The organism is Dyella lipolytica, assembly GCF_030160075.1.
Lineage (GTDB): Bacteria > Pseudomonadota > Gammaproteobacteria > Xanthomonadales > Rhodanobacteraceae > Dyella_B > Dyella_B lipolytica.
In genome coordinates, this window is record NZ_BSNQ01000003.1 from 570,729 (window position 1) to 592,469 (window position 21,741).

20 protein-coding genes are annotated in these 21,741 nt (G+C 60.7%); 14 read left to right on the plus strand and 6 right to left on the minus strand.

Going from position 1 to position 21,741, the window contains the following annotated elements; genetic code table 11:
- Positions 1 to 1,005, plus strand: a complete 1,005-nt coding sequence (locus QQL64_RS04245; RefSeq protein WP_284396179.1) for a sodium:calcium antiporter — start codon at positions 1 to 3, stop codon at positions 1,003 to 1,005.
- On the opposite strand, the gene QQL64_RS04250 is transcribed toward QQL64_RS04245, so the two are convergent.
- A complete protein-coding gene (locus QQL64_RS04250; RefSeq protein WP_284396182.1) occupies positions 1,002 to 1,706 on the minus strand; it encodes a 2OG-Fe(II) oxygenase in 705 nt (234 codons plus the stop codon). The genes QQL64_RS04245 and QQL64_RS04250 overlap by 4 nt on opposite strands.
- Before the next feature lie 215 nt (positions 1,707 to 1,921).
- Between QQL64_RS04250 and carA the strand changes: the two genes are divergently transcribed.
- From carA to greA, 3 genes are read left to right on the plus strand one after another with little or no spacing between them, the layout of a single operon-like run.
- Entirely contained in the window at positions 1,922 to 3,049 is a 1,128-nt protein-coding gene (carA, locus tag QQL64_RS04255; protein ID WP_284396185.1) for a glutamine-hydrolyzing carbamoyl-phosphate synthase small subunit, read from the plus strand.
- A 1-nt stretch (position 3,050) separates the two neighbouring features.
- Complete coding sequence (gene carB / locus QQL64_RS04260; protein WP_284396188.1) at positions 3,051 to 6,278, plus strand: carbamoyl-phosphate synthase large subunit; 3,228 nt, start codon at positions 3,051 to 3,053, stop codon at positions 6,276 to 6,278.
- Positions 6,275 to 6,751, plus strand: coding sequence for a transcription elongation factor GreA (greA, locus tag QQL64_RS04265; RefSeq protein ID WP_284396190.1), 477 nt, complete (start codon positions 6,275 to 6,277; stop codon positions 6,749 to 6,751). Before carB ends, greA begins: the two co-directional genes overlap by 4 nt.
- A 101-nt stretch (positions 6,752 to 6,852) precedes the next feature.
- Here the strand turns inward: greA and ykgO are convergent, their stop codons facing one another.
- The 4 genes from ykgO to QQL64_RS04285 form a co-directional block, all read right to left on the minus strand.
- Complete coding sequence (gene ykgO, locus QQL64_RS04270) at positions 6,853 to 6,978, minus strand: type B 50S ribosomal protein L36 (protein WP_008215056.1); 126 nt, start codon at positions 6,976 to 6,978, stop codon at positions 6,853 to 6,855.
- Between the two features lie 63 nt (positions 6,979 to 7,041).
- On the minus strand, positions 7,042 to 7,953 hold the full coding sequence (locus QQL64_RS04275) for a LysR family transcriptional regulator (RefSeq protein ID WP_284396193.1): 912 nt from the start codon (positions 7,951 to 7,953) through the stop codon (positions 7,042 to 7,044).
- 232 nt (positions 7,954 to 8,185) lie between these two features.
- A complete protein-coding gene (locus tag QQL64_RS04280; protein ID WP_284396202.1) occupies positions 8,186 to 10,204 on the minus strand; it encodes an NADPH-dependent 2,4-dienoyl-CoA reductase in 2,019 nt (672 codons plus the stop codon).
- Between the two features lie 82 nt (positions 10,205 to 10,286).
- Positions 10,287 to 10,544 (minus strand): acyl-CoA-binding protein, encoded by a 258-nt coding sequence (locus QQL64_RS04285; RefSeq protein ID WP_284396204.1) that lies wholly within the window; start codon positions 10,542 to 10,544, stop codon positions 10,287 to 10,289.
- Between the two features lie 108 nt (positions 10,545 to 10,652).
- Here QQL64_RS04285 and cmk point away from each other — a divergent pair, with 108 nt between their 5' ends.
- The 10 genes from cmk (at position 10,653) to QQL64_RS04335 (ending at position 20,690) form a co-directional block, all read left to right on the plus strand.
- Positions 10,653 to 11,333 carry a (d)CMP kinase gene (cmk, locus tag QQL64_RS04290; RefSeq protein WP_284396207.1) on the plus strand — a complete coding sequence of 227 codons (681 nt, stop codon included), beginning with the start codon at positions 10,653 to 10,655 and terminating at the stop codon, positions 11,331 to 11,333.
- Between the two features lie 165 nt (positions 11,334 to 11,498).
- Positions 11,499 to 13,172 carry a 30S ribosomal protein S1 gene (rpsA, locus tag QQL64_RS04295; RefSeq protein ID WP_284396210.1) on the plus strand — a complete coding sequence of 558 codons (1,674 nt, stop codon included), beginning with the start codon at positions 11,499 to 11,501 and terminating at the stop codon, positions 13,170 to 13,172.
- A gap of 8 nt (positions 13,173 to 13,180) precedes the next feature.
- Entirely contained in the window at positions 13,181 to 13,540 is a 360-nt protein-coding gene (locus QQL64_RS04300) for an integration host factor subunit beta (RefSeq protein ID WP_284399640.1), read from the plus strand.
- A 152-nt stretch (positions 13,541 to 13,692) separates the two neighbouring features.
- Positions 13,693 to 13,953, plus strand: a complete 261-nt coding sequence (locus QQL64_RS04305; protein WP_284396213.1) for a LapA family protein — start codon at positions 13,693 to 13,695, stop codon at positions 13,951 to 13,953.
- Positions 13,950 to 15,125 carry a lipopolysaccharide assembly protein LapB gene (lapB, locus tag QQL64_RS04310; protein WP_284396216.1) on the plus strand — a complete coding sequence of 392 codons (1,176 nt, stop codon included), beginning with the start codon at positions 13,950 to 13,952 and terminating at the stop codon, positions 15,123 to 15,125. Before QQL64_RS04305 ends, lapB begins: the two co-directional genes overlap by 4 nt.
- Entirely contained in the window at positions 15,118 to 16,164 is a 1,047-nt protein-coding gene (locus tag QQL64_RS04315) for a glycosyltransferase family 4 protein (protein WP_284396218.1), read from the plus strand. The genes lapB and QQL64_RS04315 overlap by 8 nt, the downstream gene beginning before the upstream one ends.
- Positions 16,151 to 18,046, plus strand: coding sequence for a nucleoside-diphosphate sugar epimerase/dehydratase (locus QQL64_RS04320; protein ID WP_284396221.1), 1,896 nt, complete (start codon positions 16,151 to 16,153; stop codon positions 18,044 to 18,046). Before QQL64_RS04315 ends, QQL64_RS04320 begins: the two co-directional genes overlap by 14 nt.
- The gene (galU, locus tag QQL64_RS04325) at positions 18,047 to 18,919 is read left to right on the plus strand and encodes a UTP--glucose-1-phosphate uridylyltransferase GalU (protein ID WP_284396222.1); all 873 of its coding nucleotides are present in this window, start codon (positions 18,047 to 18,049) and stop codon (positions 18,917 to 18,919) included. It begins immediately after the preceding gene.
- A 131-nt stretch (positions 18,920 to 19,050) separates the two neighbouring features.
- Entirely contained in the window at positions 19,051 to 20,340 is a 1,290-nt protein-coding gene (locus QQL64_RS04330) for an NAD(P)/FAD-dependent oxidoreductase (protein ID WP_284396226.1), read from the plus strand.
- Positions 20,337 to 20,690, plus strand: coding sequence for a tRNA-binding protein (locus QQL64_RS04335; protein WP_284396228.1), 354 nt, complete (start codon positions 20,337 to 20,339; stop codon positions 20,688 to 20,690). Before QQL64_RS04330 ends, QQL64_RS04335 begins: the two co-directional genes overlap by 4 nt.
- Before the next feature lie 40 nt (positions 20,691 to 20,730).
- Here QQL64_RS04335 and QQL64_RS04340 read toward each other — a convergent pair whose 3' ends face one another.
- Entirely contained in the window at positions 20,731 to 21,660 is a 930-nt protein-coding gene (locus QQL64_RS04340; RefSeq protein WP_284396230.1) for an MBL fold metallo-hydrolase, read from the minus strand.
- Positions 21,661 to 21,741 lie beyond the last annotated feature (81 nt).

The window sequence follows — 21,741 nt, forward strand, 5'->3', positions numbered from 1 at the left end:
ATGCTCACTACGACGTTGCTATTCCTGCTTTCCGCCGGGGCCATCTATCTGGCCTGCGAGTATTTCGTCAACGGCATCGAATGGGTGGGGCAGAAGCTGAATCTGGGCGCCACGGCAACCGGCAGCGTGCTGGCCGCATTCGGTACGGCGCTCCCGGAAAGTGCGGTGACCTTCGTGGCGGTGATCATGGGGCGCACGGCTGAGGTTCGCGATATCGGCGTTGGCGCAGCCATGGGTGGCCCACTGGTGCTCGCCACGATTGCCTATGCCGTCGTGGGTATTGCGCTGTGGGGTAACCGTCGCCGTCTGGGGCGTACCGATATGCGTCTGCGCGTCGAGGATGCGCGATTGGCGCGCGACCAGTCCTGGTTCCTTTCGATCTTTGTCGTGAAGTGCGGCCTTGGTTTGGTCGCCTTCGCTTTCAAACCATGGTTGGGCGTGCTGTTTCTATCGGCCTATGCGCTGTACGTGTGGCGCGAATTGAGCAGTGAAGACACCACGTCGGCTCATGAAGTACTCGAACCGCTGAAATTCCAGCCGAAAGCTGCGTCGCCATCGCTCGTAGCGGTGTTCGCTCAGACCCTTGTGGCATTGCTGGTTATAGCCTTCGCTTCGCATATCTTCGTGTCGCAGATCGAAACAATCGGCGTGGCGATGCACCTGCCGCCGCATCTGGTGGCACTGGTGCTTAGCCCGGTGGCGACCGAATTGCCGGAGACCATGAATGCGCTTATCTGGGTACGCCAGGGCAAGGAACGTTTGGCGTTGGCGAATATTTCCGGCGCGATGATGATTCAGGCCACGGTTCCCAGTGCCTTGGCGTTGTTCGCTACACCGTGGATGTTCGATGCACCGCTGATTGCGGCTGGCGTCGTGACCTCAGCCACGATCGTGTACTTGTGGCTGCTGTTTCGTCGGGGCCGTGTCGACGGTCGAAACCTGGTGCCGGTGGGGCTGCTCTACGCCGTGTTTGCCCTCTACGTGGGCTGGCGTTTTTTAACTTAATCGCCGCGTGTTTTGTGTGCCGCATTGCGATCGCGGCCCGCACCGAGCTTGCGATCCAGCACGCCAAACAGGTTCTTGAACGTACGCGAGAATTTGCCGCGCTTGGTTTTGCGTAGCTTTTCCTCTTCGCTGGTGAGCCACGCGACCTGGATCACTCGACGTTCACCCTCGTAAGGCAAGTGACCGTGAAACGAGTTTTCGCAACGCTTGAACACGGCGAACTCACCGTACAAGGGTTTGAGTTCGGGGGCGGCTAGATCGTCGATGTTGTCGATACGGTTCAGAAAGCGCAGGCAGCCATCGCTGGTATCCGGCCATTGGGTGTTCAGATAAAGCAGGGCGGTGGCGACTTTGGAGCGACTGTCCGTGTGGATCGTGCCGTGGCGTTTGTTCAACGCACGGCACAGGGTGACCAACGTCGGGTATTGACCCAGGTTTTCGATACCGAGATAGCGGCCGACGGCGCTGGCAAATTCCGGTGTGGTCAGTTGCTCCACCAACGCATTCACCGAAGGGCCGCAATCGGAGGGGTCGTAGGGGAAGAAGCCGGCGCTGGTGTATTTCGGGAAATCCCGTTCCAGCTCGCCGCGTGCCTCATCAGGTAATTGGCCGTGCGCAATCATGAACGGGAAGGGCTGCTCCCGAATGTCCGTGTCGGGGCGGTCGAGTCGGATGGGATCCAGCAGGACTGTGGCGTTCATGAAGATGGTGAGCTTCCCTGGCTAACTGGGCGCCAGTTTAGCGCGTGCCTGTCGTGCGCGCTGTGGAAGCTACGTGGTTTTCTATGTCGGTTTCGGTGGACAGAAAGCTCGCCGCCGCCTATCATTTCAACCCGCCCGAGACTTTCCTTGATCCAAGGTCCACAAGCCTGCTTCGCTGCGGCTTGCGGACCTTGCTGCACCTAAAAGGCGGCCCCATGCCCATTCCCGCTCTGCTTGCCCTCGAAGACGGCAGCGTGTTCCACGGTCACGCCGTGGGCGCGACTGGCGATACCGTTGGCGAGGTTGTTTTCAACACGGCGATGACGGGCTATCAGGAGATCCTTACCGATCCTTCCTATGCCCGCCAGATCGTCACCCTGACGTATCCGCACATCGGCAATACCGGCTGCAATGCCGAAGACGCCGAATCGACTACGGTCCATACCGCGGGCCTGATCGTGCGCGATGTACCGCGCCGTGCCAGCAACTGGCGCAGCACCGAAAGTCTGCCCGATTACCTCAAGCGCCATGGCATTGTGGCCATCGCCGGCATCGACACGCGCCGCCTGACTCGCATCCTGCGCGACAAGGGTGCACAGAACGGCTGCATCGTGGCGGGTGAGTCGATCGATGTCGACGCTGCCTTGGCCAAGGCGCGCGCCTTCCCTGGCTTGAATGGCATGGACCTGGCCAAAGTGGTCAGTGTCGATAAGTCCTACAGCTGGAATGAAGGTGTGTACGACCTCGATCACACGACCTTCAACCAGCCGGCCAAGCGCTTCAAGGTGGTGGCTTACGACTTCGGTGTGAAACGCAACATCCTCCGCCTGCTGGCCGAGCGCGGTTGCGAGATCACGGTGGTTCCCGCACAGACACCTGCCGCCGATGTGTTGGCGATGAAGCCCGATGGTGTGTTTCTCTCCAACGGCCCCGGCGATCCGGCGGCCTGCGATTACGCGATTGCCGCCACGCGCGAATTCCTTGCCGCGAAGATTCCGCTCTTCGGTATCTGTCTTGGTCATCAGATCATGGGCGAAGCGATCGGCGCGAAAACGCTGAAGATGAAGTTCGGTCACCACGGCGCAAATCATCCCGTGAAAGACCATGACGACGGTCGTGTGCTGATCACTTCTCAGAACCACGGCTTCGCGGTGGATGGCGCAACCCTGCCTGCCAACGTGCGCGTGACACACACCTCGCTGTTCGATGGCTCGCTGCAAGGTTTCGCGCTGACTGATCGTCCGGCCTTCTGCTTCCAGGGTCATCCGGAAGCGAGTCCTGGCCCCCACGACATCGGTTACCTGTTCGATCGATTTGCCAAGCTGATGCAGGAGGCCCGCTGAGATGGCCAAGCGTACCGATATCAAGACCATCCTCATCATCGGCGCCGGCCCGATCGTGATCGGCCAGGCGTGCGAGTTCGACTATTCCGGCGCGCAGGCCTGCAAGGCGCTGAAGGAAGAGGGCTACCGCGTCATCCTGGTGAACTCCAACCCCGCCACGATCATGACCGACCCGGAGACCGCCGATGCGGTCTACATCGAGCCGATCAACTGGCAGACGGTGGAGCGCATCATCGCCAAGGAGCGCCCCGATGCGGTGCTGCCGACGATGGGTGGCCAGACTGGCCTCAACTGCGCGCTCGATCTCGCGGACAACGGTGTGCTCGAAAAATACGACGTTGAGCTGATCGGCGCGTCGCGCGAAGCGATCCGCATGGCCGAAGACCGCGAGTTGTTCCGCGTGGCCATGTCGGAGATCGGGCTGGAATGCCCGAAGGCGGCGGTGGCACGCACGTTCGAGCAGGCGGTCGAGATCCAGACGACCGTGGGCTACCCGACCATCATCCGCCCCAGCTTCACGCTTGGCGGTTCGGGCGGTGGCATTGCCTACAATCGCGAAGAGTTTGAAGAGATCGTCAAACGCGGTCTGGAACTCTCGCCGGTGCATGAAGTACTGGTCGAAGAGTCCGTGCTCGGCTGGAAAGAATTCGAGATGGAAGTGGTTCGCGACAAGGCGGACAACTGCATCATCGTGTGTTCGATCGAAAACCTCGATCCGATGGGCGTACACACCGGCGACTCGATCACCGTCGCGCCGGCGCAGACGCTCACCGACAAGGAATACCAGCGCCTGCGCGATGCCTCGATCGCGGTGCTGCGCAAGATCGGCGTGGATACCGGTGGCTCCAACGTGCAGTTCGGCGTGAACGCCGAGACCGGCCGCGTGGTGGTCATCGAGATGAATCCGCGTGTGTCGCGTTCGTCCGCGCTGGCATCCAAGGCCACGGGTTTCCCGATCGCCAAGATCGCCGCGAAGCTGGCGGTGGGCTATACGCTGGACGAGTTGAAGAACGACATCACCGGCGGTCTCACTCCGGCGTCGTTCGAGCCGACCATCGATTACGTCGTCACCAAGATTCCGCGCTTCGCCTTCGAGAAATTTCCGCAGGCCGACGCACGCCTCACCACGCAGATGAAATCGGTGGGTGAAGTGATGGCGATGGGACGCAGCTTCCACGAGTCGCTGCAGAAAGCGTTGCGCGGTTTGGAAATCGGCAAGACCGGACTCAATCCGACCGGTCTGGATATCGGCACCGACGATGGCCTGGCTACGCTCAAGCGCGAACTACGTGAGCCGCGTCCCGATCGTGTCTTCCATCTGGCCGATGCGTTTCGCGCCGGATTGACGCTGGAAGAAGTGCACGATCTGAGCCGCGTCGATCCGTGGTTCCTCGCTGCGTTCGAAGACATCGTGCTCACCGAGAAAGAAGTGCAGGAGCAGGGCCTCACCGCACTCGATGCCCCACGCATGCGCGAGCTGAAACGGCTCGGCTTCTCCGATGCGCGTCTCGCCGAGCTCACCCATACCGACGAAACGGCAGTGCGCCATTTGCGCCGCACGCTGGGCGTGCGTCCGGTATACAAGCGCGTGGATTCCTGCGCGGCCGAGTTCGCTACGACGACCGCCTACATGTACTCCACCTACGAGGAAGAGTGCGAGGCGAACCCGACCAACCGCGACAAGATCATCGTGCTGGGCGGCGGTCCGAATCGCATCGGGCAGGGTATCGAGTTCGACTACTGCTGCGTGCATGCCGCACTGGCGCTGCGCGAAGACGGGTTCGAGACCATCATGGTCAACTGCAACCCGGAAACGGTCTCCACTGACTACGACACCTCCGATCGCCTGTACTTCGAGCCGCTGACGCTCGAAGACGTGCTGGAGATCGTCGATCTCGAAAAGCCGAAGGGCGTGATCGTGCAGTACGGCGGCCAGACGCCGCTGAAACTCGCGCGTGCGCTGGAAGCTGCGGGTGCACCGATTATCGGCACATCGCCGGATTCCATCGACCTTGCCGAAGATCGCGAACGCTTCCAGCAGATGATCACCAAGCTGGGCCTCACCCAGCCGCCGAATCGCACCGCACGCAACGCCGACGAAGCGTTGGCTTTGGCGCGCGAGATCGGTTATCCGCTGGTCGTTCGCCCAAGCTACGTGCTGGGCGGTCGCGCGATGGAAGTGGTCTACGACGACGCTGACCTGTCGCGCTACATCCGCGAAGCCGTGCAGGTATCGAACGATTCCCCGGTGCTGCTGGACCGCTTCCTCGACCATGCAGTCGAGGTGGATGTGGACGTCATCGCCGACACCACCGGCAACGTGCTGGTGGGCGGCATCATGGAGCATATCGAAGAGGCTGGCGTGCACTCGGGCGATTCGTCGTGCTCGCTACCGCCGTATTCGCTGTCGCCGGCCATCCAGGACGAATTGCGTCGCCAGGTCGCGCTTATGGCGAAGGAGTTGAAGGTCATCGGCTTGATGAACACTCAGTTCGCCATCCAGGGCGACACGGTGTTCATTCTGGAAGTGAATCCGCGTGCCTCGCGCACGGTGCCGTTCGTTTCCAAGGCCACCGGCGTCGCGCTGGCCAAGATCGCTGCGCGCTGCATGGCCGGTCGCAGCCTGGCGGATCAGGGCACCACTCGCGAAGTGATCCCGAGCTACTACTCGGTGAAGGAAGCGATCTTCCCATTCCTGAAGTTCCAGAATGTCGATCCGATCCTCGGTCCGGAAATGCGTTCCACCGGTGAAGTGATGGGCGTGGGCCGCAGCTTCGGCGCCGCCTTTGCGCGCGGCCACGACGCTGCTGGCATCAAAACGCCGCCCAAGGGCAAGGTATTCGTCTCGGTGCGTGATGCTGATAAGGAACGTTTGCTGACGGTCGCCAAAGGCATCGTGGCGCGCGGGTTCAACCTGGTCGCTACCTCCGGCACGGCCGCTTATCTGACCGATCACGGTGTGGTTTGCGAGCGCATCAACAAAGTGCTCGAAGGCCGGCCGCATATCGTCGATCTGATCAAGAACGGCGAGATCGTCTATATCGTCAACACGACCGAGGGCAAGCAGGCCATCGCCGATTCGTTCTCGATCCGGCGCGAAGCCTTGCAGCATCGCGTTACGTATTCCACTACCGTCGCAGGCGCGCGCGCGCTGGTGCATTCGCTGGATTTCCACGACACCGGCGAAGTGCATAGCCTGCAGGAACTTCACAAGGAGCTGAGCGCATGAGTCGCGCCCCCATCACCAAAGTCGGCTCGGAACGCCTGCGCGCCGAGTTGGATCGTCTGAAGTCGGTCGAGCGTCCCCGCATCATCGCGGCCATCGCCGAAGCTCGTGCGCACGGCGATCTGAAGGAAAACGCCGAGTATCACGCCGCTCGCGAACAGCAGAGCTTCACCGAGGGTCGCATCGCCGAACTGGAAGCTGCGCTGTCTACCGCCGAGGTGATCGACGTGTCGCGACTGAGCGCCGGCAACAAGGTGGTTTTCGGCGCCATTGTGGAACTGGAAGAGGAAGACAGTGGCGAGGCGGTGACTTATCAGATCGTTGGCGACCTCGAAGCCGACATCAAGCAGCGCCTGATCGCCGTGTCATCGCCGATTGCGCGCGCGCTGATCGGCAAGAGCGCCGGCGACAGCTTCGAGTTCAAGGCGCCCAATGGCGTGAAGCGATACGAGATCACGGGCGTCCGTTACCAGTGATGATTTGGCCGGCCGGACTATCCGGTCGGTTCAAATTTGAGCGTGTTGCCATAAAAAAAGCCGCTTTGCAGCGGCTTTTTTTTACGCGTTCGTAGCTACGATCAACGCTGACGCGCCTTGAAGCGCGGGTTGCTCTTGCAGATCACGAACACTTTGCCGCGACGGCGCACAACCTTGCAGTCACGGTGCCGCTGCTTGGCGGACTTCAAAGAGGAAAGCACCTTCACGGCCGGCTCCTGGAACGAAATGAGTCAAAGAAAGCGCGCAAGTATAACTATTTGAATCACTTATCACAAGCCCAGTGCCGCCTTGGCGTCGGATACCGTTTCAAGGAACTGCTGGACCACTGGCGACGGGTTGGCGATGCGGCTTGCTACGGCGAGCAGCAGGTAAGCATCCGGGTCGCTAAGTGGGACATAGCTTACACCTGCTAGCTTGACGACCTGCATGCTGGCGGGCACTAGGGCCATGCCGATGCCCGCAGCAACGAGGGCAATCAGGCCGTTAATCTGTTGCGCCTGCTGCCGTACGACCGGATGGAAGCCTGCCCGGGCGGCCAGAAGCACCAGCCGGTCGTATAGCGTGGCGGCCAGTTCGCGCGGCTGGATGACGAAAGGTTCACCCGCGAGCTCGCCCAGTTCCAGGCTTGCGCGACCGGCCAGTCGATGACCGGCGGGCAGGGCAAGCAGCAGGGGTTCGCGATCGATGACATCCAGCCTCAAGGTGCGCGCATCGTCTTCGTGGCTCGGCACATCGCGCACGAAGCCGACATCGAGCTGGCCAGCGCGTAGGGCCGCAAATTGCGGCTCGGTGTACATCTCGCTGAGCCAGACCCGGATGTTTGGCGCGTTTTGCCCAAGTCGAAGCAGGGTCTGCGGCATGGCAGGGTGGAACGATACCGAGACCGTATACGCCAGCTTGAGATGACCGCTGAATCCCGCTGCCGCTTCGGTTACCCGAGTGCGGGTTTCATCGGCCATGGCAAGGATCTGTCGCGCGTGTTCGAGGAATAGCAGCCCTGGGGCGGTCAGGGAAACGTTGCGCTTGTCGCGCTCCAGCAGACGGATGCCGAGATCTTGCTCAAGTGCCTGGATCTGCTGCGAAAGCGGTGGCTGCGAGAGGTGCAGCCGTTGCGCGGCGCGGGTGAAGCTAAGCTCCTCGGCGACCGCTATGAAGTAACGTAATTGGCGAAAATCAAACATATATGACTTTCGTATAAGTTGGGCCTTAAATATATATTTGATTCTGTATCGCGTCGATCATAATATACGTCCTGTCGCGGCACTGACCCCTCCCCCCGAGTGCCGCTGACCCTCGCCCCGCAGCGACGCTACCCCCGCGGTATTCGGTCTCCCTCCCCAGAGCCACTACCGACGCGTCGCTGGCGGGGCGCTTCCTTTTCTACCTTCCGAATTAGAGCCTTACAGAACTTTCTTAAAGTTCTGCAGCGAGCCGTGTGCCCTGTGCGATGGCGCGTTTGGCGTCGAGTTCAGCCGCCACATCGGCACCGCCAATCACATGCACGCGCTGGCCCTGCGAGGCCAGGGTATCCGCCAGGTTGCGGTTGGGTTCCTGGCCTGCGCAAACGACTACGTGATCGACGGGGAGAATCTGTGCTTTGCCGTCCACGCTGATGTGCAGCCCCTGGTCGTCGAAGCGGTCGTAAGTGACCCCGCCCAGCATCGCCACCTGTTTGTTTTTCAACGTGGCGCGATGAACCCAGCCGGTCGTTTTATTCAACCGTGCTCCCGGGCGTCCCTCGCTACGTTGCAGCAGCCACACTTGTCGCGCGGCGGGCTCTGGTTGTGGGCGTTGCAGGCCACCAGGTTGAGCGAGTTGCATGTCGACGCCCCATTCGCGTGTCCATCGCGCTACGTCTGTGGTGGGCGACGGAGCGTGTTCGACCAGAAACTCGGCCACGTCGAAGCCGATGCCTCCGGCGCCGATGATGGCCACGCGCGCGCCGACCGGTTTGTTTCGCGCCAATACATCGAGATAACCCAGTACGCGTGGGTCGTCGCTGCCCGGAAAGTGCACGTGGCGTGGCGTGATGCCTGTGGCCACGACGACATCGTCATAGCCCTGTGCTTTGAGCGTGGCAGCGTCCGCGATCTGTCTCAATTGCACGCGCACGCCGCTGTCGGCGAGGCGGTGCGTGAAATAGCGCAGTGTCTCGTGAAACTCTTCCTTGCCAGGAATGCGCTTGGCGTAGTTGAACTGGCCGCCAATTTCGCTGGCGCCATCGATCAGGGTCACGTCATGGCCGCGCTCGGCTAGGGTCGCGGCGCAGGCCATGCCTGCAGGTCCTGCGCCGACGACCGCAACGCGCTTGCGAACGTTCGCTGGAACGATCGGCAGTTCCGTTTCGTGGCAGGCACGCGGATTCACCATGCAGCTCGCGCGCTGATTCTGAAAAACGTGATCAAGACATGCTTGGTTGCACGCGATGCAAGTGTTGATGCGCTCGCCGCGGCCAGCCTTGGCCTTTACTGCCCAATCTGGATCGGCGAGCAGCGGTCTGGCCATTGAAACCATGTCGGCTTCTCCGCTGGCGAGAATCTGTTCGGCCACCTCCGGCATGTTGATGCGATTGGTAGTGATCAGCGGGATCGACACTTCGCCTTTGAGCTTCTTCGTCACCCACGCAAAGCCCGCACGCGGCACACTGGTGACGATGGTGGGCACGCGCGCTTCGTGCCAGCCGATGCCGGTGTTGATGACGCTGGCACCGGCCGTTTCGATCGCCTTGGCCAGTGTCACGATGTCTTGCCAATCTTGTCCGCCTTCGACGAGATCGAGCATCGACAGCCGGTAGATGATGATGAAATTTGCACCCACTGCTGCGCGCATGCGTCGCACGATTTCCACGGGAAAACGCATGCGCCGCGCTGCGTCGCCGCCCCAGTCGTCGTTGCGCTGATTCGTGCGCGCTGCGATGAATTGATTGATCAAATAACCTTCCGAACCCATCACTTCGACGCCGTCGTAACCGGCGTCCTGTGCCAGTCGGGCACAGCGTACGAAGTCGTTGATCGTGCGCTCCACGCCGCGCGAGCTGAGCGCACGCGGGGTAAATGGCGTGATCGGTGATTTGATGCGCGATGGCGCGACCGAAAGCGGGTGATAGCCGTAGCGGCCGGCGTGCAGGATCTGCATGCAGATGTGACCGCCTTCGGCATGCACGGCATGAGTGAGCTTGCGATGCCTTGGCTTGTGCCAGGGCAGGGTCAGCCGGCCGCCGAAAGGCTTGAGCCAGCCCTCGATGCTCGGTGCGATGCCCCCGGTCACCATCAACCCGACGCCGCCGCGCGCACGTTCGGCGAAATAGGCGGCCAGTTTGTCGAAGTCGGCGGCCTTGTCCTCCAGCCCGGTATGCATCGAACCCATCAGGATTCGGTTGGGCAGGGTGACGTGACCCAGCTTCAGCGGGGCGAACAGGTGGGGGTAGTTCATGCGGCGACCGTCTTCAAACGATCGTATGAATGTGCCGGCTATTCGTCGTGGGCGCAAGTGGCCGCGGCGGGGCAGGTGCTTGTCAGTCGAGCAATTGTCGTACCAGTGAAATGTATTGCCGCATTGCATCGTCCTGCGGCAGGCCGCGCAATTGCGCCCACGCTTCATGTTTGGCCGTGCCGACAAAATCGAAGAAACCGGGCTGGCTGCCGTGGACATCCCCATCAAGGCCCTGTTTGTAGAGGGCGTAAAGCTTCAACAAGGTGTCGTTGTCGGGGCGTTCGCCCAGCCGCTTGATATCCGAAGCGGCTTGCTCGAACTCGCGTCGGAGATCATTCATGGCCGGTGGCTGATAGGAAGTCGTGGTTGATTGAGAGCTGTTAAGCATGCGCTTGAAACCCCTGTGAACGCGTTAAGCTAAGCACTTCCCGTGCCATCAGGTCATTCCATGCATACGAGTCCGCCTGTGCCCGTACTCACCATCGACGGACCATCCGGATCAGGCAAGGGCACGATCAGCCGGCTCGTGGCTGAGCATCTGGGCTGGCGGATGCTGGATTCCGGAGCGTTGTATCGGGCGATTGGCTACGCCGCAGGTGCGGCGGGGCTGGACCTTTCCGATACCGAGGCTGTGACCCGCTGTGCGCAAAGCACCAAAATCCAGTTTCGTGCCGCGCAGGATGGGGGCGAGACCCGGGTCATTGTAAACGGCCACGACGCCACGGACGAGCTCCGTACCGAAACGGCCGGTGCGGCGGCTTCGGCGATCGCCTCGGTACCCTCCGTGCGGCAGGCCCTGGTGGCACTCCAGCTCAGCTTCCGCAAAGCGCCAGGGTTGGTGGCCGACGGGCGCGATATGGGTACCGTGATCTTTCCTGACGCACCGTTCAAGGTGTTCCTGACCGCCAGCGCCGCCGAAAGGGCGAAAAGACGCTATAAGCAGTTGAAGGAAAAGGGGCTAAGCGTTACACTCTCATCCCTTCAGAGCGAAATTGAAGCGCGTGACGCCCGCGATGCCTCGCGAGCCGTTGCGCCGCTCAAGCCCGCCCGCGATGCAGTGTTGGTGGATACCACTGGCATGGGGATCGAGGATGTGGTCGCTAAGGTTTTAGCCGTCGTCAAACCGTAACCACGGTTGCGGCGGCTTTGGTGCTCCATGTCGCGGCATGGGGTTTTGGTCAACGGTGCCGAGGGAGCGATCCCAAAGACACCCACAACCGGTGGGCCTCGCCCGTGCGCAAACATCCGACGGCGCGCATAGGGTTACGGGCCTTTTCTTATTTTTGGAATCAACATGACTGAAAGTTTTGCCGAACTGTTTGAACAGAGCCAACAGGCCATCTCTAAGCTGAAGCCGGGCGCGATCGTCACCGGTATCGTTGTGGAAATCCGCAACGACGTCGTTGTGATCAACGCTGGTCTGAAGAGCGAAGGCATCGTCCCGATCGAGCAGTTCAAGGACGAGAAGGGCGAGTTGGAAGTGCAGGTGGGTGACGAGGTGAAGGTTGCCCTCGATGCACTCGAAGACGGTTTCGGCGAGACCAAGCTGTCGCGCGAGAAAGCCAAGCGTTCGATGGTGTGGGACGACCTGGAGCAGGCGTTCGACAAGGAAGAGACCATCACCGGCATGATCTCCGGCAAGGTCAAGGGTGGCTTCACGGTCGACATCAAGGATGTCCGCGCATTCCTGCCGGGCTCGCTCGTTGATGTGCGTCCCGTGCGCGATCCGGTTTACCTCGAGGGCAAGGCGCTCGAGTTCAAGATCATCAAGCTGGACCGCAAGCGCAACAACGTTGTCGTCAGCCGCCGCGCCGTCGTCGAGACCGAGTTCTCCGAAGAGCGCGAGAAGCTGCTGGAACGTTTGACCGAAGGCGCTGTGGTCAAGGGCACCGTCAAGAACCTCACCGACTACGGCGCGTTCGTGGATCTGGGCGGTATCGACGGCCTGCTGCACATCACCGACATGGCGTGGAAGCGTGTGCGTCATCCGTCCGAAGTCGTCAACGTCGGCGACGAGTTGGACGTCCGCGTGCTGAAGTACGACCGCGAGCGCAACCGCGTATCGCTGGGCCTGAAGCAGCTGGGCGACGATCCGTGGGTTGCCATCTCGCGTCGTTACCCGGTCGGCAGCCGTCTGTTCGGCAAGGTTTCCAACGTCACCGATTACGGCTGCTTCGTCGAGATCGAGCCGGGCGTCGAAGGTCTGGTCCACGTCTCCGAAATGGATTGGACCAACAAGAACGTCAATCCGGCCAAGGTCGTGCAGGTCGGCGACGAAACCGAAGTGATGGTGCTGGACGTGGATGAAGAGCGTCGCCGCATCTCGCTGGGTATCAAGCAGACCCGCTCGAACCCGTGGGAAGCGTTCGCAGCGATGCACAAGAAGAACGACAAGGTGTCCGGTCAGATCAAGTCGATCACCGACTTCGGCATCTTCATCGGTCTGGATGGCGGCATTGATGGTCTCGTGCATTTGTCCGATATTTCCTGGCAGGCATCGGGCGAAGACCTCGTTCGCAACTTCAAGAAGGGCGACGAGATCGAAGCCGTGGTGTTGGCCGTGGATCCGGAGCGCGAGCGTATCTCGCTCGGCATCAAGCAGATGGAGCAGGATCCGTTCGGTCACTTCATGGCCGTCCATCAGCGCGGCACCATCGTCAATGGCACCGTGAAGGAAGTGGACGCCAAGGGTGCAGTGATCGACCTGGGCGATGGCGTCGAGGGTTACCTGCGCGCCAATGACATCGCCAAGGAGCGCATCGAGGATGCTACGCAGCATCTGAAGGTGGGCGACAAGGTCGAAGCCAAGTTCACCGGCATGGACCGCAAGGGTCGCCAGCTGTCGCTGTCGATTCGCGCCAAGGACGAGGAAGAGCTGCAAGACGTCATGGCCGAGTATTCGTCCGCGTCCGGTGGCACGACCAAGCTTGGTGCGCTGCTCAAAGAGCAGCTCAACAAGGCTGATTGATTTAGTGCCTGCAGTGGGGCGGCGTTGCGCCGCCCCATCTCGTTCCACGTCACGGACATTGGGGACCCATGACCAAATCCGAGCTGATTGAGGCGCTGGCAAGGCGTCAGACCCATCTTGCGTTTGGCGACGTCGAGCTGGCGGTCAAGAACGTCATCGAACAGATGAGCCAAGCCCTGGCGAGCGGCGAGCGCATCGAGGTGCGCGGTTTCGGCAGTTTCGCACTGCATTACCGGCCGCCGCGTATGGGCCGCAATCCCAAGACCGGCGACGCTGTCGCGCTGCCGGGCAAGCACGTCCCGCACTTCAAGCCCGGCAAGGAGCTGCGCGAACGTGTCAACATGCATCTGGAGCAGCAGGACGGCTAGCCGTCTCTGCGCAACCCTTATTCCGACAGGCAGGCGGCTGATAGCCGACCCTGCCTTTCTTTTTTTTGCGGATAGCGCCAAACGATGACCTCGGCTGAATCGATCCGTGCCGGCGCCTGTGACGCTTACAATCAATCAGGTAAAGTCGTCGGATGCGACTGATCGTGATGCTGCTACTGTTGCTGTTCATCGCCGGGGGAATAGTGCTCGGGGCGCTCAACGCGGACCTCGTCGGCTACGACCTTGCTTTTGCGCGCGTCCAGGTTCCGAAAGGCGCCGCCTTGCTGACCATGCTGGCGATCGGGTGGATCCTCGGTGGCCTGACAGCATGGCTGGGTGTCACCACAGGGCACCGTCGAGAGCGTCGACGCAGCGCGAAAGCCCAGGGCGCGAAGGCGTCGAAGACACCATGAACATCTTCTATTCGCTGCTGGCTCTACTCATACCAGCGGCCTTTCTAAGTGGCTGGTGGACAGCTCGGCGCGCGGGTGTGCGTCGTTCGGGCGCGCAGGTCAGTGAACTGTCCTCGGATTATTTCCGTGGTTTGAACTACTTGCTCAATGAAGAGCAGGACAAAGCCATCGAGGTCTTCCTCAAGCTGGCCGAGTACAACCGAGACACGGTCGAGACTCATCTAGCGCTGGGCAATCTCTTTCGCCGTCGTGGCGAAGTGGACCGCGCCATTCGTCTGCATCAGCACCTGGTATCCAGGCCCGGTTTGTCTGAAGGCATGAAAACCGTGGCGTTGCTGGAGCTTGGCGAAGACTATATGCGCGCCGGTCTGCTCGATCGCGCAGAAGCACTCTTCTCCGATCTGGTGGCAATGAATGCGCATGCACCCTCGGCCTTGCGCCATTTGATAGCGATCTACCAGCACGAGCGCGATTGGCATAAGGCGATCGAACATGCGCGCCGCCTCGAAACGATGACGGGCGAAGAAGAAGAAACAACGATTGCCCAGTTCTATTGCGAATTGGCGGAACAGGCGCGCCAACATGGCGCTCGCGCCGAAGCACGCGAATACTTGCAGCATGCGTTCGCGTGTCAGTCCGATTGCGTGCGCGCGTTTATGCTCACTGGGCGCCTGCATGCAGAAGAAGGTAGTCATGCCGACGCAGTCGATGTCTACGAGCGTGCGGTGGAAGCGGACATTGCCTTCGTGCCAGAAATTCTGCCGCCTTTGCTGGACAGCTACGCGCGCTCCGGCCAGATGGAGCGAGCGGAGCGTTTTTTGCGCGATATCCTGGCTCGCTATCACGGTATTTCGCCCGTGCTTGCGCTGACGCATTTGTACGAACAACGCGACGGCGAAAAGCTGGCCATCGAATTTCTTACTTCACAGTTGCGGCAGCGCCCTTCGGTGCGCGGCTTGATGGCGTTGATCGATGCCACGATGGACAAGATCGAGGGCGAGGCGAGGGAGAATTTTCTGATTCTGCGCGACCTCACCCGCAAGCTGCTCGAGGGGCAGGCGATGTACCGCTGCAGTCATTGTGGTTTCGGTACCAAGGCGCATCATTGGCAGTGCCCCAGTTGCAAGGGTTGGAGCACGATCCGGCCCATTCACGGTGTAGCCAATGAGTGACGCTGTCGTGGCTGCTTTCGCCCCGATCGTGCTTGCCGTGCTGTGTGCTTTTCTGATCGCTCTAGGCGTCGTGCGCGCGGCTATCGCCTATGCGCATCGCCGCGGTATGTACGATCAGCCGGGTCAGCGGCGTTCGCACAAACTTCCGACGCCACGCGGTGGCGGTATCGGCATGGTGGTGGCGGTGTTGGCGACAGTACCGGTCTGCCTGATGTCTATGCAGCCGTCCTGGGCACTTCTTATCGTGATCGCTTTGCTTTTGGCAGTGTTTCTGGTCGCATGGATCGGATGGTGGGACGATCATCATCCTCTGCCGGCGCTTCCGCGCTTCGGCATCCAAATAGTGGCAGCTTCTCTGTTTTCTTCGGCATTGCTCATTGACGGGTCAAGCTGGCTCTGGCTGCCGGTGCTGGTCCTGGCCGGAGCCTGGAGCATCAACCTGCATAACTTCATGGACGGCATCGATGGTCTGCTGGCGCAGCAGGGCATCTTCGTGGCGTGCGGCCTTGCTTTGCTTGCCTGGTGCAGTGGGCAAACCGCACTGGCCGGCGCATCTTCATGCGTAGCGGCGGCATGCCTTGGGTTCTGGTGCTACAACCGTTCCCCAGCCCGTATTTTCATGGGGGACGTAGGCAGCGGCAGCATCGGCCTCCTTTTATTCGCCCTCACCGCGATGCTGTGGCGGGTGAACTGGCCGCTGGTTTGGCCTGCCCTGATTCTCAGTTCAGCATTCGTGACGGATGCGAGCCTTACTCTGCTGGTCCGTATCCTGCGAGGACGGCGCTGGTACACTGCGCATCGCGAACATCTCTATCAGTGGATCGTGCGCAGAGGGCGTACGCATGCTGTGGGAGCGGCGTGGTATGGGGGTTGGAATCTGCTGGTGGCCGTGCCGTTTGCGGTACTGGCGTTTCGGCGACCAGGGATTGGGTTCATAGCCTGCGTCGTCACTTATGCGATCGCCGCGGCGGTTTGGCTTATCGGCAAACGTCGCTTGATCCGTCGAGATCGATACAAGGTTCGTTATGTCCGTACGTAAATGGGTCGGAATCGTCCATCCGCGAGTGGCCGTGGTGATACACGACCTGCTAATCACGGCGCTTGCCTGGTGGGTGGCGAAGGAACTGCGGTACGCGCTGGATCCCCAGCTACCGATCACTTTCGGAATGCTCGAGTTTCCGATCGTGTTGGCAGTTCAAGCACTGATCTACGCGTGGACCGGCCTCTATAAAGGCGTTTGGCGTTTTGCCAGTCTGCCGGATCTTTGGAACATCTTGCGCGCGGCTATCGTCGGAACGGTAGCGATCGGTGTCACGCTGTTTCTGTATAGCCGCCTGGAAGGAGTGCCACGCTCCGTCTTGCTGTTATATCCATTCGTGCTCGCTTTGTTCCTGGGTGCGCCGCGCCTGGCCTACCGTTTTTGGAAGGACAGTCGTCTCGATTTGTTCATGAGTACCAAGACGCAGCGCGTGCTGATCGTCGGTGCGGATCGCGCTGGTGAAGCACTTGCACGCGATCTGCATCGCGATAGCCGTTACGTGGTTGTCGGATTTGTGGACGACCAGCGTTCCCTGCGCGGTGCGCGCATCAACGGCAAGCCGGTGCTCGGCACGCTTGAGCAGCTTCCGGATGTCGCCAAGGAAGCCGCCGTGCAGATGCTGCTGATTGCCTTGCCTGGCGCCAATGCTCGGCAAATGCGGCAGGTCGTAGAGCTGTGCGATCGTACGGGTCTCCCGTATCGCACGGTTCCCAAGCTTGAGGACGTTGTAGCAGGACGCGCCCAGTTCAATCAGATCAAGGAAGTCTCGATTGAAGATCTACTGGGACGCGATCCCGTGGAACTGGATTGGACGCGGATTCGCGAGACGCTGACAGGCCGTCGCGTACTGGTGACGGGTGGTGGCGGTTCGATCGGTTCGGAACTGTGTCGGCAAGTTGCACGACTTGGTGTGCACGCTCTTACCATCGTCGAATCGTGCGAATACAACCTCTATCAGATATCGCAAGAGCTGCGCGCGGCATACCCCGAGCTTCTGCTCAACAGCGTGCTGGCCGATTGCGGCGATCCCATCGCCATGCGCCGGCTGTTTACCGAGGTCATGCCGCAAGTGGTTTTCCATGCTGCGGCCTACAAGCACGTACCGATGTTGCAGGGTCAGTTGCGTACCGCCGTCCGCAACAATGTGCTGGCGACGCGCACGGTGGCCGATTTGGCCAGCGAAATGCGGGTGGAATGTTTTGTACTCATTTCCACCGACAAAGCGGTTAACCCCACCAGTGTCATGGGCGCGTGCAAGCGCATCGCCGAAATCTGGTGCCAAAATCTCAATGCCCACTCCAATACGCACTTCATCACGGTGCGATTCGGCAATGTGCTGGATTCGGCCGGCTCCGTCGCGCCGCTGTTCCGTCGGCAAATCCAATCTGGCGGTCCGGTAACGGTAACGCACCCGGAAATCTCGCGCTATTTCATGACCATTCCTGAGGCCACGCAGCTGATTCTGCAGGCCGCGGCATTAGGCAAGGGCGGCGAGATCTTCGCGCTGGACATGGGCGAGCCGGTAAAGATCCGCGATCTCGCCGAACAGATGATCCGACTCGCCGGCAAGAAGCCTGGCACCGAGATTCCGATCGTCTATACCGGCCTGCGTTCGGGCGAGAAACTGTTCGAAGAGCTGTTTCATCCGCTGGAAAACTACAGCGCGACGACCCACACCAAAATTTTCCTGGCACAGCATCGCCCTGTGTCGTGGGAACTACTGCAAGCGCAGATAGCCAAGGCAGCCGATGCCGTGCGCAGCTACGACGAGGAAGAGCTGCGGCACTGTGTGTCCAATCTGTTGCCGTCATTCAGCTGGAGTGACGTTGCCCAGCCTGGCAATGTCGTTTCGATTCGCCGTAACGAAATGGGAGAGAAGTGAGTGAGCAAGCCGTTGCGCAAGGTGGTGTTTCCCGTGGCCGGCCTCGGTACGCGTTTTTTGCCGGCCACCAAGGTCGTTGCCAAGGAAATGCTGCCGGTTCTGGATAAGCCGCTCATTCAATACGCGGTCGATGAGGCGGTGGATGCCGGCGCCGACACGCTGATATTTGTCACCAACCGCTACAAGCACGCCATCGCTGATTACTTCGACAAGGCTTACGAGCTCGAAGCGAAGCTGCAAGAGAAAGGTAAAGACGAGCTGCTGGCGCTGGTGCAGGGCACGCTTCCGCGACACGTGCGCGCAATCTTTGTAACGCAGCCGGAAGCGCTCGGTCTCGGCCACGCGGTGCTGTGCGCCAAACCTGTAGTGGGCGACGAACGGTTCGGTGTGGTGCTGCCCGACGATTTGATCTGGAATCGAGGCAAGGGCGCTTTGCGCCAGATGGCCGAGCTGGGTGAGGCCGAACACGCCGGCGTCATTGCCGTCGAAGAAGTGCCGCACGAACAGACCGATAAGTACGGCATCGTCGATGCCGAGCCGATCGATGCACGCAGTGCACGCATTCGCTTCATGGTCGAAAAACCCAAGCCGGCGGATGCGCCTTCCAACCTGGCCGTCGTGGGGCGATATGTATTGCCTGGACGCATCTTCCATCTGCTCGAACAGACCAAGCCGGGCGCCGGTGGCGAGATCCAGCTGACCGACGCCATCGAAGCGCTGCTGCTGGAGCAGGGCAAAGTGCTCGCCTACCGCTTTGAAGGCACGCGTTTCGATTGCGGCAACAAAGCGGGGCTGGTTCGGGCGACCATGCACATGGCCATGCAGGATCCCGCGCTCGCTCAGACAGTGCGTGATGTAGCCAGCAAGCTGTAAGGGGACGCCGTCTGTACGTGCCGTACGAATGCGGGTGCATGCCGCCGACTTAGTGTTGGCTAAGTTTCCCGCATCAGTACGCGCTATCCTCGGCCGACCCGCACCGTCCCGGGCTATCAGCACGTACACGCATGAAGCAATCACCGGTTCCGTCCTACTACCGTGCAACAGCCACGCCGTCCGAACGCCATGCACCGTTGCAGGGGCGGCAGGAAACGCGCGTGGCCATCATCGGCGGCGGCTTTGCAGGTCTCAATACGGCCCTTGGTCTGGCCGAGCGCGGCGTGCGCGATGTGGTGTTGCTGGAGCGCGAACAGATCGGTTTCGGCGCATCAGGCCGCAATGGCGGATTCGTGTTCGGCGGCTATTCGCTGGGCGAGGAAGCGCTGCGCAGCCAGCTTGGCGAACAGCGCGCGCGCGACTTGTTCCAACTGACCACGGCAGCAGTGCAACGGATACGCGAGCGTGTCGCGCGCTATGCCATTCCCTGCGACGCGGTGGATCAGGGTGTGATCTGGGCCAACTGGTTCCGCGACCCGAATGTATTGCGTAAGCGCCAACAAACCTTGGCCGATCATTACAACGTGCATTGGGATTGGTTGCCGCGTGAAGAGCTGCGCGAGCTAGTACGCAGCAAGCGTTACTACGACGGTCTCTATGAGCGCAACGCCCTGCATCTGCATCCGCTGAACTACGCCATCGGGCTGGCGGCCGCTGCGGCAGCGCAGGGCGTGCGTATTCATGAAGAAAGCGATGTTTGGCGCTTGCGAAGAGAAAATCATCACTGGGTGGTAAGCACGTCACAGGGCGAGCTGCAGGCCGAACACGTGGTGCTTGCCTGTGGTGGCTATCTGGCGGGTCTCCGTCAACAAATTGATCGCGCGATCTTGCCGATCGCCACCTATGTGATGGTGACGGAACCTTTGGGTGAGCGACTCGATGATTGCCTGCGCACGCGCGCAGCAGTCTACGACACACGATTTGCCTTCGATTATTACCGTCCACTGCCGGACAAACGGCTGCTGTGGGGAGGGCGGATCTCGATCCGCAACCGTTCCGCATCGGCGGTGAAGCGTCTATTGATGCGTGATCTGTTACGGGTTTTTCCTGCCTTGAGAGATAGTCGTATCGAGTACGCCTGGTCGGGCTTGATGAGTTATGCACGCCACCAGATGCCGCAAATCGGCAGCAGTGACGATGGGCTCTGGTGGGCCCAGGCGTTCGGCGGCCACGGGCTGGCTCCGACCTGCGCGGCAGGTGAACTGCTGGCCTCGGCCATCGCCGAAGGCGACGGTGGCTGGAAGCAGTTTGCAGACTATGGGCTCACCAGCACCTATAAGCCGTTCGGCTTCGTGGGGGCGCAAGCCAGTTATTGGTGGCAAGAATTCAACGATTGGTTCAAGACGAGTCTGGAAGGATGAGCGAACAAACGTCTGCTGTTGAAGAAATCAGCTGGGCCGACTTCGAAAAAGTGTTGATCGTCGCCGGCACGATCACTCGCGTGGAAGCCTTTCCCGAAGCACGCAAACCGGCGTGGAAGGTGTGGGTAGATTTCGGCCCGTATGGAGAGCGGAAAACCAGCGCGCAGATTGCCGCCCTTTACAGCCCCGAGTCGCTGGTTGGCCGACAGATCGTCGGTGTGATCAACTTTCCGGAAAAGCAGATCGGTCCATTTCGCTCGCAGTTCTTGCTGACAGGTTTTCACACAGCACAAGGCGTAGTGATGACTGCGATCGAGCGCCCGGTGCCGAACGGCACGCGGCTCGCCTGAGTGGGTGAGCCGCGATAACCCTACGCACCCATCTGCGACGCTAGGCACGCTGTCGATCTAGCCAGACGCCTAGCCCCTGGGCATTGAGTTCGATGTCCATGCCCAGCCAATGGCGAAGCGCAGCGAGGTCGCCGTTCCAACCGTGTTCGGTCGTCCGCGCCGCGTAAAGTTCGGTCAACCCTTCCACCAGCCGGGCGTGTCGATCAGGCACGCCATCGGCCTGTCGCGAGACGGCGACCGTCGCATCGATCATCGCGTGCAGCTTGGCTCCCAGCCGTTCGACATCTTCGACGCGACCATAGTGAGTGAGATACATCGCCTCCGGCTTCAGCGCCATTAGCCGGTCGATCGAGGCGTGCAGCGCATCCGGATCGAATTGCACCGGCGTCGTCGTGGGCAAGATGAAAGGCCCTTGGTCCGTATCGAATTCGCGATACGAAAGGCCAAAGGTATCGCCGGTAAAACACGCATTGGCATAAGAATCATAAATAGCCAGATGATGCCTCGCGTGACCGGGCGTATCGATGCAGTGCAGGAGACGACCGCGAAGATCCACGATATGGCCATCCGGCGCTTCCACCACACGTTCCTGCGGTATGGGTCGAAGGCGGCCATAGGCCTGCTCCATCACCGTCTCGCCGTATACCGCCATCGCACCGGCCCAGAGCTGTGAAGGATCGATCATGTGTCGTGCCCCGCGCGGGTGTACAACCAATCGCGCATTCGGCAGTTGCGCAATCAACTCGCCAGCGCCGCCGGCGTGGTCGAGGTGAACGTGGGTAAGTATGAGCCAGTCGATCCGAGCGGCGTCGATGTCCGCCTCGGCGAGGGCGCCGAGCAGACGAGGAACGGCATGATTGGTGCCGCAGTCGATAAAGGCGCCGTGTCCGTCGCGAACAACCAGGTAAGCAGCATCGAACCGCGGCCGTACGAATCCTGTGTCAATCGTATAAATATCTTGATGTGCCATAACCTGAGTCGCTTGAGCAGTGCGTAAATATAGATCGCTCCGACATGCGTAACGATCGTCCTGATCCTTGTTTTTAAGATG

Coding starts and splice junctions, on each gene's coding strand:
- QQL64_RS04320 (WP_284396221.1), top strand. CDS start 16,151: ATGTCCGTACGTAAATGGGTCGGAATCGTCCATCCGCGAGTGGCCGTG.
- lapB (WP_284396216.1), top strand. CDS start 13,950: ATGAACATCTTCTATTCGCTGCTGGCTCTACTCATACCAGCGGCCTTT.
- QQL64_RS04335 (WP_284396228.1), top strand. CDS start 20,337: ATGAGCGAACAAACGTCTGCTGTTGAAGAAATCAGCTGGGCCGACTTC.
- QQL64_RS04280 (WP_284396202.1), bottom strand. CDS start 10,204: ATGAACTACCCCCACCTGTTCGCCCCGCTGAAGCTGGGTCACGTCACC.
- QQL64_RS04305 (WP_284396213.1), top strand. CDS start 13,693: ATGCGACTGATCGTGATGCTGCTACTGTTGCTGTTCATCGCCGGGGGA.
- greA (WP_284396190.1), top strand. CDS start 6,275: ATGAGTCGCGCCCCCATCACCAAAGTCGGCTCGGAACGCCTGCGCGCC.
- QQL64_RS04330 (WP_284396226.1), top strand. CDS start 19,051: ATGAAGCAATCACCGGTTCCGTCCTACTACCGTGCAACAGCCACGCCG.
- cmk (WP_284396207.1), top strand. CDS start 10,653: ATGCATACGAGTCCGCCTGTGCCCGTACTCACCATCGACGGACCATCC.
- QQL64_RS04275 (WP_284396193.1), bottom strand. CDS start 7,953: ATGTTTGATTTTCGCCAATTACGTTACTTCATAGCGGTCGCCGAGGAG.
- QQL64_RS04315 (WP_284396218.1), top strand. CDS start 15,118: ATGAGTGACGCTGTCGTGGCTGCTTTCGCCCCGATCGTGCTTGCCGTG.
- QQL64_RS04340 (WP_284396230.1), bottom strand. CDS start 21,660: ATGGCACATCAAGATATTTATACGATTGACACAGGATTCGTACGGCCG.
- carA (WP_284396185.1), top strand. CDS start 1,922: ATGCCCATTCCCGCTCTGCTTGCCCTCGAAGACGGCAGCGTGTTCCAC.
- rpsA (WP_284396210.1), top strand. CDS start 11,499: ATGACTGAAAGTTTTGCCGAACTGTTTGAACAGAGCCAACAGGCCATC.
- carB (WP_284396188.1), top strand. CDS start 3,051: ATGGCCAAGCGTACCGATATCAAGACCATCCTCATCATCGGCGCCGGC.
- QQL64_RS04285 (WP_284396204.1), bottom strand. CDS start 10,544: ATGAATGATCTCCGACGCGAGTTCGAGCAAGCCGCTTCGGATATCAAG.
- QQL64_RS04250 (WP_284396182.1), bottom strand. CDS start 1,706: ATGAACGCCACAGTCCTGCTGGATCCCATCCGACTCGACCGCCCCGAC.
- QQL64_RS04245 (WP_284396179.1), top strand. CDS start 1: ATGCTCACTACGACGTTGCTATTCCTGCTTTCCGCCGGGGCCATCTAT.